Origin of the sequence: Chryseobacterium sp. 2TAF14 (assembly GCF_052115105.1) — a bacterium.
Classification (GTDB): Bacteria; Bacteroidota; Bacteroidia; order Flavobacteriales; family Weeksellaceae; genus Chryseobacterium.
This window is the reverse complement of record NZ_JBFRGA010000099.1, coordinates 1-9,278: the sequence shown is the minus strand read 5'-3', so window position 1 is coordinate 9,278 and position 9,278 is coordinate 1. Positions and strand designations below refer to the sequence as shown.

Genomic DNA, 9,278 nt, shown 5'->3' with positions numbered 1-9,278 from the left:
ACCAAAAGACTGATATCTTCTTTTCTTTCATCCAATGGCGGAACATAAATTTCAATTACAGAAAGTCTGTGGTACAAATCTTCTCTGAATCTTCCGGCTTCAATCTCGGTCTGCATATTTTTGTTGGTTGCAGCCAAAACTCTTACATCTACTTTAATTTCTTTATCGCTTCCTACAGGAGAAACTTTGCTTTCCTGAAGTGCTCTCAACACTTTTGCCTGAGCGATAAGACTCATATCACCAATTTCATCCAGGAAAATGGTTCCTCCGTTTGCCTGCTCAAATTTCCCTTGCTTGTCTTTAATTGCTCCTGTAAACGAACCTTTTACATGTCCGAAAAGTTCAGATTCAATTAATTCTGAAGGTATTGCCGCACAGTTTACTTCAACCATCGGTCCTCTCGATCTTTCACTTAAATTGTGAATTGCATGAGCAACCAGTTCTTTTCCGGCTCCATTCGGTCCTGTAATCAAAACTCTCGCATCAGAAACAGCTACTTTTTCGATCATTTCCTGAATTTTTTTTAAGGCAGCAGATTCACCAATCATCTGGTATTTTTTGTTGACTTTCTTTTTCAGGGTTTTATTTTCGGTCTGAAGATTTTTGTTTTCTTTCTTTAAAGTTTCCTTTGCCAAAGCATTTTTCACGCTTGTAATCAATCGGTTGATGTCGATTGGCTTGGAAATAAAATCGTATGCGCCGTCCTTTAAGCAAGAAACTGCAGAATCAATGTCTGCATGTCCGGAAATCATAATAAAAGTAGATTCGGGTTTTAGGGCTAAACTTTGCTTTAAAAGCTCGGTTCCTGAAAGTTTTGGCATTTTGATGTCTGAAATCACCAATGCGAAATCTTCTTTTTCGATCTGTTTATAGCCTTCTAAACCGTCATCGGCAATGACAAATTCATAATCGGTTAATTCGTCCGAAAGGATACTGTGAAGTACTCCGGAGATTGCTTTTTCGTCTTCTACAATAAGGATTTTTTGCATAGTCGCAAATTTAGGTATTTTTTGCTTGATTATTAGCAAATATCATTCCTAAATCTTTAGTTTGAATAATCTCTTCTCCCGAATATTGCCGAACCTACACGAACCGAATTGGCGCCGCATTCAATAGCAACAGGGAAGTCGTCGCTCATTCCCATCGATAATGTTTCCAGTTTTTGAGTCTGGCTCAATTCATCAAACAGATTTTTTAAAACTGAAAATTCTTTTCTGATCTGATTTTCGTCGTCAGTGAATGTTGCCATTCCCATTAATCCTGTAATTTCGATATTTGGGAAGTTTCCATTTATGAATTTTTGAAATAAATCTTTAGCTTCAGAAATTTCCAATCCGAATTTTGTGTCTTCTTCAGCAATTTTTACCTGAAGTAAAACTTTTATTTTGCGATTATGTTTTCCTGCTTCTTTATTGATTTCATTTAAAAGCTTTTCAGAATCTACACTTTGAATGGTATCAATAAATTCGGCAATATATTTCACTTTATTGGTTTGAAGATGCCCAATCAGATGCCATTGAATATCTTTTGGAAGGAGCGGATATTTCTCAACCAATTCCTGAACCTTATTTTCACCAAAAACTTTTTGTCCTAAATCATAAACTTCCTGAATCGCAGAAACGGGATGTGTTTTTGAAACGGCAACCAATTCTACATTTTCCGGCAATTGATTTTTTATCTCTTTGTAATTTTCCTGAATATTCATAGCTGCAAATTTCTGAATTTTAAAATAAATAGTAAAGCTTTATTTTTTTTAAATAAATTCCCACAGATTACGCAGATTTTCGCAGATGATTGAGAATAATTTATGTTATAAAATGCCACTAATGCACGAATCAATTATCCTTAATGAAATTTTAATTATAAAATTCGTGTATTCGTGGCAAAACAATCTGTGGGAACTAAAATATTAATTCAAAATCTCATTGATCTTTGGATAAGCCGAAACTTTTCTGAAAACAAACCGATTTGATTTCTGTAACTTTTCAATAAATAAATCCAGCTCATTAATCGAATCTGAATCGTTAAGATATTGATCATGGGTAAGCAAAACCAAATGTCTTGAAGTTTTTTCAAGGTCGTTAAAGAAAATACTGTCTACTTTTTTAAGCATCGCTTCGTGATTTCCTTTTAAAGTCATTTTATTGGTCGGTTTCCATTCCAGATCCCAACCGATTACTTTGTAACCTGCACTTTTTAGCCTGTCTGCAGCTGCAGAAGAACTTTTTATATCGGTAACATTAATATTATTGAGCCTCCAGATATTTCTTCCGGGTGTTCTTGCGATTTTTCCGGGAAGTTTTAAACTGTCTTTGGCAATATTAAAATCATTAACTACCGCTGCAGGATTTTTGTAAAATTCAGAATATTTGTTGTGTGCATGAGTATGACTGTGATTAGCGAGCTCGATTAAATGATCAATTCTCATTTTTTCGAGATCTTCTTTTTGTTTTCTACTGTCTGTTGCATGTTTTCCGACAAGAAAAGCAGTTGCACAAACGTTTCTTTTGTGTAAAATTTTCAGAAGATTTTCCGTTCCGCGATTGGGACCGTCATCGAAGGTAAGGTAAATTACTCTTTTATCTGCGGGTATATTCTCATCATCTATTTCGGGGACTTTTGCGACGGGAGGCAGTTTGGTAAGAACTTTTTCAGTTTCTTTCACTTCAGATTTGTGATTGCATCCTGTAAATAGGGTTGATGTTACAGTCACCACTGTAATCATCCTTAGAAAAGTCTTGCCTACAGACTTTTCCGCAAAAGTTTTTTTCATAAAGATTAATGGGAATTAATTGTTAAAAATTGTTAAATTTTACAAACTTTAGTTAACAAAGATAATGCCAATTTTTATATGAAAATCACTTTTTAATGAAATTTTAATTAAATTATTTAGCTAAATATTTTTTGAGTTGAACGGCATTTTTTACCGCTGCATTTCCCCAAGTATTATTAAAGAAAACAAAACCTTTTTTTCCTGATTTTATGATGTTTTCGCTTAAAGATTTTATTTCATCTTCCGAATATTCAGATTTGTAAAGTACGGGTTTCCCGTGAAGTCGGTAATAAAATAGTTCAGGATGATTTATGATGAAGCTATCAGGTAAATTTCCGGGAAAGCTTACTCCCGAAAAAATAATGTTTTTTGAGCTTAAAGTGCTGTAAATTTCTTCATTCCACCAAGATTCGTGACGAAATTCGATAACATTTAGATAGCCGAAATCTAAATTATTTAAAATTAAATTCAGATTCTCTTCTGTATTTTTAAACGATGGCGGAAACTGGTATAAAAATCCTGAAAGCTTTTCACTCAAATTATTTTGAATATGCGAACAGAATTCTGAGATTTCTTCTTTGCAATCTTTCAGCCTTTTTTCGTGGGAAATTGTTTTAGGAATTTTAATGAAAAATCTAAATTCTTCAGGCGTTTCGTCAAACCATTTCTGTAAGGTTTTTGCAGTCGGCTTCCTGTAAAAAGTAGAATTGATTTCTACAGCATTGAACTCTTTGGAATATAAAATCAAAAAGTCTTTGCTTTTGGTATCTTTCGGGTACAACGAACCTTTCCAGTCGTTGTTGTAAAATCCTGAACAGCCAATGTAAAAACTTTCTTCTTTTTTCATAATTTTTAAATTTTTCTTGCAGATTTTGCTGATTACGCAGATTTTTAACTAAGTAATTAGTCAACTAACTAACTAACTAACTAACTAACTAACTAGCAAAAAACCTTATTCGATTTCCAAATCCACAGAATTGAGTCGCAACGAATTTAAAATTACCGATAAAGAACTAAGGCTCATTGCTGCCGCCGCAATCATCGGAGATAATAAGATTCCGAAAAACGGATACAACAATCCTGCCGCAATCGGGATTCCCAAAACATTATAAATAAAAGCGAAAAATAAATTTTCTTTGATGTTTCTCAGTAGTTTTTCACTTAAAATTTTTGCTTTGGTAATTCCTAAAATATCACCTTTCAGTAAAGTAATTTCTGCTGTTTCAATTGCGACATCGGTTCCTGTTCCCATCGCGATTCCGATGTTTGCCTGTGCAAGAGCGGGAGAGTCATTTATTCCGTCTCCGGTCATCGCTACGATTTTTCGCTGTTGTTGAAGTTTTTTCACTTCATTTAATTTATCTTCCGGAAGGCAGCTTGCTTTGTAATTTTTTATTCCTAATTCGTCTGCAACGGCTTTTGCGGTATTTTCGTTGTCACCGGTCATCATAATCACTTCAATTCCTTCATTCATTAAATAATGAACTGCTTTTTTGGAGCTTTCTTTAATTTTATCGCTGAAACTTACAAAACCTAAAGCCTCATTTTCCTCAGCAATATAAGAGATTGTATGCGCTTTTGACTGAATTTCTTTTGCTTTTAATTTTAAATTTTCAGGAATTTGAATTTCGTTTGAAACTAAAAGATTTTCGTTTCCTAAATAAACAATTTTACCATTGATAATTCCTTTTACACCTTTACCGGAAATGTTTTCAAACTTTTCAACTTTTTCGGCAGAAATATTCTCGGTTTTTGCTTTTTTAATGATTGCACTCGATAAAGGATGTTCTGAATTTTGATTTAATGAATAGGCTAATTTTAAAATTACATTTCCAGAAGAATTATTTACCGTTTCGATATGTTCCAGAGAAGGCTTTCCTTCGGTTAAAGTTCCTGTTTTATCGGTGATTAAAACGTTTACTTTATGCATTAATTCGAGAGCTTCTGCATTTTTTATAAGGATTCCGTTTTTAGCACCTTTACCAATTCCAACCATCAGAGACATCGGAGTTGCCAATCCTAATGCACACGGACAAGCTACAATAAGAACTGCAACCGCATTGATAAAAGCAAACAAAGTTTTCTGACCTTCCGGACCGAAAATCTGCCATAAAATAAAGGTAATAATTGCAACAATAATCACTGTCGGAACAAAAACTTTTGCCACTTTATCGGTCAGTTTCTGAATCGGAGCGCGGCTTCTGCTTGCGTCATTTACCATTTTTATAATCTTCGAAAGTAAAGTTTCATCACCTACCTTTTCTGCTTTCATGATGAAAACCTGATTTCCGTTAATGGTTCCTGAAGTCACGGAATCGTCGATGTTTTTTTCAACAGGAATTGGTTCTCCGGTAATCATGCTTTCGTCAACTACAGAATTTCCTTCGATTATTTTTCCGTCAACAGGAATTTTTTCGCCCGGTTTTACTTTTAATAGATCTCCGATTTTTATTTCAGAAAGCGGAACTCTTTTTTCTTCATTATTAATAATTAAATTGGCTTCATCGGGAGAAAGATTCATCAGTTCTTTGATGGCATTTCCTGTTTTTTTGTGAGCTAAAGCTTCCATGAGCTGACCTAAAATAACCAACGTCATAATTACACAAACTGCTTCAAAATATAAAGGAATTTCGTGGTTGTGACCTCGAATTTCATGCGGAAGCAAATCCGGAAAAGCTAAAGCAATGATGCTGAAAATAAAAGCTGCGGCGACACCTAAAGCAATTAAGCTAAACATATTAAGATTCCAGGTTTTAAAAGAAATCCAGCCTCGTTTCATCAAAAACCATCCTGAATAAAACAGGACGGGAAGTGTGAGAATCAATTCAAAAATCCCCTGAATATTGTGTGAAAAAGGAAAATCAATCAACATTCCGCCCATTGAAAGAATAAAAACCGGGATTGTGAAAGCCAAAGAAATGATAAATTTTCTTTTTAAAATAAGATAAGTGTCATCGGTTTCTTCTTCGCCTTTTTCGGGATATTTTACGAGATCCATTCCGCAAACCGGGCAACCAACGTTGCTGTCGTAGGTTTTGTCACCTTCGCAGAACATCGGGCAGTAATATCTTCCGGCATTTTCGGTTTCGAGTTTCGGGTTTCGGATTTGAGATTTCGGATTTTGAGTGTGTGAATTTTTAACCAAATCTTCAGTGATTTCTTCCAGATGCATATGACAAACCGGGCAATCTGTTTTTTCTTCATACACTTTGTCGCCCTCGCAAAACATCGGGCAATAGTAATTTCCAATTTGGTCTTTAAAATTTTGGGGTAAATTGGTCGAAGAATAGGTAGGTTTATGATTGGGATCTTTTGCTAATTTTTCTTCAATCGGAACTAAATACATATTACAAACCGGACATCTTTTTCCCTGCTGAAAATAGACTTTATCACCTTCACATTCCATCGGGCAATAATAAACGGAAGATGGTGAAACGCGGTCCTGAGGTTTTACAAAAGTATTTTCAGGCTTTTTGGGATCTTCAAGCTTATAATTTCCAATTTCTGAAAGCGATCGATTAATCTCCGTTAAATTAATTTCTGTTTCCGAATGAATTTCAGCGGTGCTGTTTTCAAGATTGACATCAGCGGAAATTCCATCTAAACTGTTGAGTTTTTCCGAAATTTTTCTCTGACAACCCGAACAGGTCATTCCTAAAACTTTATATTGTTGATGCATGATTCTAAATTTATACTACAAATTTCCGAAAAGGTTTTTGGAAGCTGTTATAAATTTAGGGATAATGTTTACAATATTGTGGCGTTTTTAGTGGGAGAGTTTGGTGAGTAGGAGATTTTTTGGGAGGGTTTGAGTGTTTGAAGGTTTGAGTGTTTGAGTGTTTGAGTGTTTTGAAAGTTTTTATAATGTTATTGAAAATTAATTTTGCACTAAAAAACTAAAAAACTAAAAAACTCAAACCTGATCAAGCGGTTTTCTGTTATGAACCTTCAGTTTTTTAAATTCGGTAGGCGTAAATCCTGTAGTGCTTCTGAATTGAGATGATAAATGTTGTACACTTTTGTAGCCGAGCTTTCCGGCAATTTCGGTTAAGGTAAATTCATTATAAAGCAGCAGTTCTTTTACTTTTTCAATTTTCTGAAGGATAAAAAACTGTTCAACCGTAATGTTTTCATTTTGTGAAAAAGCTTTTGATAAAGAGCTGTAATCTTTATGAAGTTCTGCACTCAAAAATTTTGACAGTAAAAAATTCTCATCAATGTCAAGCTTTGAAATTTTAATGATGATAAGGCTTTTTATTTTATCTACCAATTGATGGGTTGCATCTTTTATTCTTTCGAAACCTGTTTCTGTTAAGCGGTTTTCAATAAACTGAATGTCTTTTTTTGAAATTTCGTTTTCGGTTTCTACTTCACCTAAACCAATTTGTGCAATTTTTATATTCAGCTCATTAAAAATGTTTGAAACGGCGGCGATACACCTTTCGCAGACCATATTTTTTATGAAAATTTTCATAACGAATTATTCAGCCTGTCTTTTACAAACTCTACTTTTGTTTTTCCGTGTGGTGCAGGATTTCCGTTTTCATCCAGGTTTACCATTACAATTTTATCGACGGTGATGATGGTTTGGTGGGTCATTTTATTTCTTACATCACATTTCAGCGTGAGAGAAGTAGAACCAAAAGATGAAACCTCAATTCCGATTTCGATAATATCGCCCTGTTTTGCCGAGCTCACAAAATTTATTTCTGAAATGAATTTGGTAACTACTTTTTTGTTTTCCAGTTGAATAACTGCATACAGCGCAGCTTCTTCGTCAATCCATTGTAATAATCTTCCTCCGAATAATGACTGGTTGGGATTCAGGTCTTCGGGTTTTACCCATTTTCTGGTATGGTAATTCATATTTTCTTGAATGTTTTCAGTACAAATTTAGTTTTAAAAATAAGCTTTTCAAAAGTTTATTTAATGAAAAATTCATCATTTTTTTGCTATATTATTACAAGTTTGTAATAGAAGTGAATTAAACCTTTAAAAAGTTTTGATTTGAAGTTTTTAGTTGTATCTTGCACCTGTTTATATTTGGAATCAATATCATGTTCATTTATTATGTTGCTTTTCTTTTATATACCAAACTTATATTAATTATTTAATTTTTTTTAAAATGAACATTTTTGTTTCAAACATCAATTACGCAACTAAAGAATATGAGTTGCACGACTTATTTGCAGAATTTGGCGATGTATCATCAGCTAAAATCGTTTTAGACAGAGAAACTGGTCGCTCAAGAGGTTTCGGTTTTATCGAAATGGGTGACGCAGAAGGGCAACAGGCTATCGAAGCGCTTAATCAGAAAGAATTCAACGGAAAAATCCTTAACGTTTCTGAGGCTAAGCCAAGAGAAGAAAAACCAAGAAGAAGTTTTGATAATAACAGAAGCGGTGGTGGAAGTTATGGTAACAACCGTGGTGGAAACGGTGGTGGTTACGGAAACAACAACCGTGGAGGTAACGGAGGCGGCGGAAGTCGTTGGTAAAAAATTGAAGCGGCTTTTAAGCCGCTTTTTTTATGTCTTTATTTTTGAAATTGATGATTAAAGCTTTAGGTTTGATTTTTTTTGACAACTAAAATCTAACAACCATCAACTAATTTTCACCCTTTTTCTTCTTCTTTTTCTTATCCTTTCCTTTTTTGTCTTTTTTAGGATTTAAGATCTCTTCTGCATATTCCAGCTTAGGCTCTTTTATTTTTACAGGTTTCATTTCAATTTTAAGATCAAAATAGGCTCTGAGGTCATTTTGTGAAATCAGATTTTCATTAAATAAAAATTCCAGAATTTCTTTTCCTGAATCATTAAAAAAATTATGCGACAATTCTTTCAGCAAAAACTTTTTGTAATCATCAAAAGGAACAATTACTGAGTATTTGAAGATCCTGCCTTCTTTTTCGGTAGATAAATAACCTTTTTCAACCAATATTTTCAGATAAGTTGATACGGTATTCTGATGAGGTTTTGGTTCCGGATGTTTTTCCATGACATCTTTTAAATAAAAGCTTTGGAGTTGCCAGAACAGCTTCATTAGATTTTCTTCGGCAGAAGTAAGATGATTTATTTTCATACTTGAATTTAAAATTTATAAAAAATAAGCAGCGATTTTTCAAAACGATTTACTTAATAGTGGTTTCCACAGGAATAACTTCGGTGGGTATATCATTACGCTGATACTTATTGTTGCAATAAAGATAAATAAAAGAAACCAAAATAGCGATTCCTGCGCCCATAAATACTTCTTTTACGGTATGTCTTTTTAAAATTACCCTCGTAATTCCTACCAAAGCAGCAATCGTAAGCCATACAAAACCAATTTTTACATCGAAAGCAAAAAATAAAGCTGCAACAAAAACATTGAAAGCAGTATGCATGGAACTTTTGATATATAAATTACTGAATTGTAAAGCGAATAAAAGAATTAAGATAAACAACATGACAAAATCTATAAACTCATGTTTTATATAATTAAATATTAAATACGAGATAATACAG

Annotated in this window: 10 protein-coding genes; 1 reads left to right on the top strand and 9 read right to left on the bottom strand. The window is 33.6% G+C overall.

The features are described from left to right. The 7 genes from AB4Y90_RS11365 to AB4Y90_RS11335 all read right to left on the bottom strand — a co-directional run. Positions 1-989, bottom strand: a 989-nt coding sequence (locus AB4Y90_RS11365; protein ID WP_441557699.1) for a sigma-54-dependent transcriptional regulator, incomplete at its 3' end; no start/stop codon positions are given. A gap of 56 nt (positions 990-1,045) precedes the next feature. After that, the gene (locus tag AB4Y90_RS11360) at positions 1,046-1,705 is read right to left on the bottom strand and encodes a YggS family pyridoxal phosphate-dependent enzyme (RefSeq protein WP_441557698.1); all 660 of its coding nucleotides are present in this window, start codon (positions 1,703-1,705) and stop codon (positions 1,046-1,048) included. A 204-nt stretch (positions 1,706-1,909) separates the two neighbouring features. After that, on the bottom strand, positions 1,910-2,773 hold the full coding sequence (locus AB4Y90_RS11355) for a polysaccharide deacetylase family protein (RefSeq protein ID WP_441557697.1): 864 nt from the start codon (positions 2,771-2,773) through the stop codon (positions 1,910-1,912). Positions 2,774-2,885: 112 nt separating this feature from the next. Continuing rightward, positions 2,886-3,620, bottom strand: coding sequence for a DUF72 domain-containing protein (locus AB4Y90_RS11350; RefSeq protein WP_441557695.1), 735 nt, complete (start codon positions 3,618-3,620; stop codon positions 2,886-2,888). Positions 3,621-3,725: 105 nt separating this feature from the next. Continuing rightward, on the bottom strand, positions 3,726-6,452 hold the full coding sequence (locus tag AB4Y90_RS11345; RefSeq protein WP_441557693.1) for a heavy metal translocating P-type ATPase: 2,727 nt from the start codon (positions 6,450-6,452) through the stop codon (positions 3,726-3,728). Positions 6,453-6,686: 234 nt separating this feature from the next. Beyond that, on the bottom strand, positions 6,687-7,247 hold the full coding sequence (locus tag AB4Y90_RS11340) for a helix-turn-helix domain-containing protein (protein WP_441557692.1): 561 nt from the start codon (positions 7,245-7,247) through the stop codon (positions 6,687-6,689). Then, a complete protein-coding gene (locus AB4Y90_RS11335) occupies positions 7,244-7,639 on the bottom strand; it encodes an acyl-CoA thioesterase (protein ID WP_441557690.1) in 396 nt (131 codons plus the stop codon). The genes AB4Y90_RS11340 and AB4Y90_RS11335 overlap by 4 nt, the downstream gene beginning before the upstream one ends. Before the next feature lie 259 nt (positions 7,640-7,898). Between AB4Y90_RS11335 and AB4Y90_RS11330 the strand changes: the two genes are divergently transcribed. Beyond that, positions 7,899-8,270 (top strand): RNA recognition motif domain-containing protein, encoded by a 372-nt coding sequence (locus AB4Y90_RS11330; protein ID WP_441557689.1) that lies wholly within the window; start codon positions 7,899-7,901, stop codon positions 8,268-8,270. 109 nt (positions 8,271-8,379) lie between these two features. On the opposite strand, the gene AB4Y90_RS11325 is transcribed toward AB4Y90_RS11330, so the two are convergent. After that, positions 8,380-8,853 carry a BlaI/MecI/CopY family transcriptional regulator gene (locus AB4Y90_RS11325; protein WP_441557688.1) on the bottom strand — a complete coding sequence of 158 codons (474 nt, stop codon included), beginning with the start codon at positions 8,851-8,853 and terminating at the stop codon, positions 8,380-8,382. A 49-nt stretch (positions 8,854-8,902) separates the two neighbouring features. Next, positions 8,903-9,278, bottom strand: a 376-nt coding sequence (locus tag AB4Y90_RS11320; RefSeq protein ID WP_441557686.1) for a phosphatase PAP2 family protein, incomplete at its 5' end; no start/stop codon positions are given.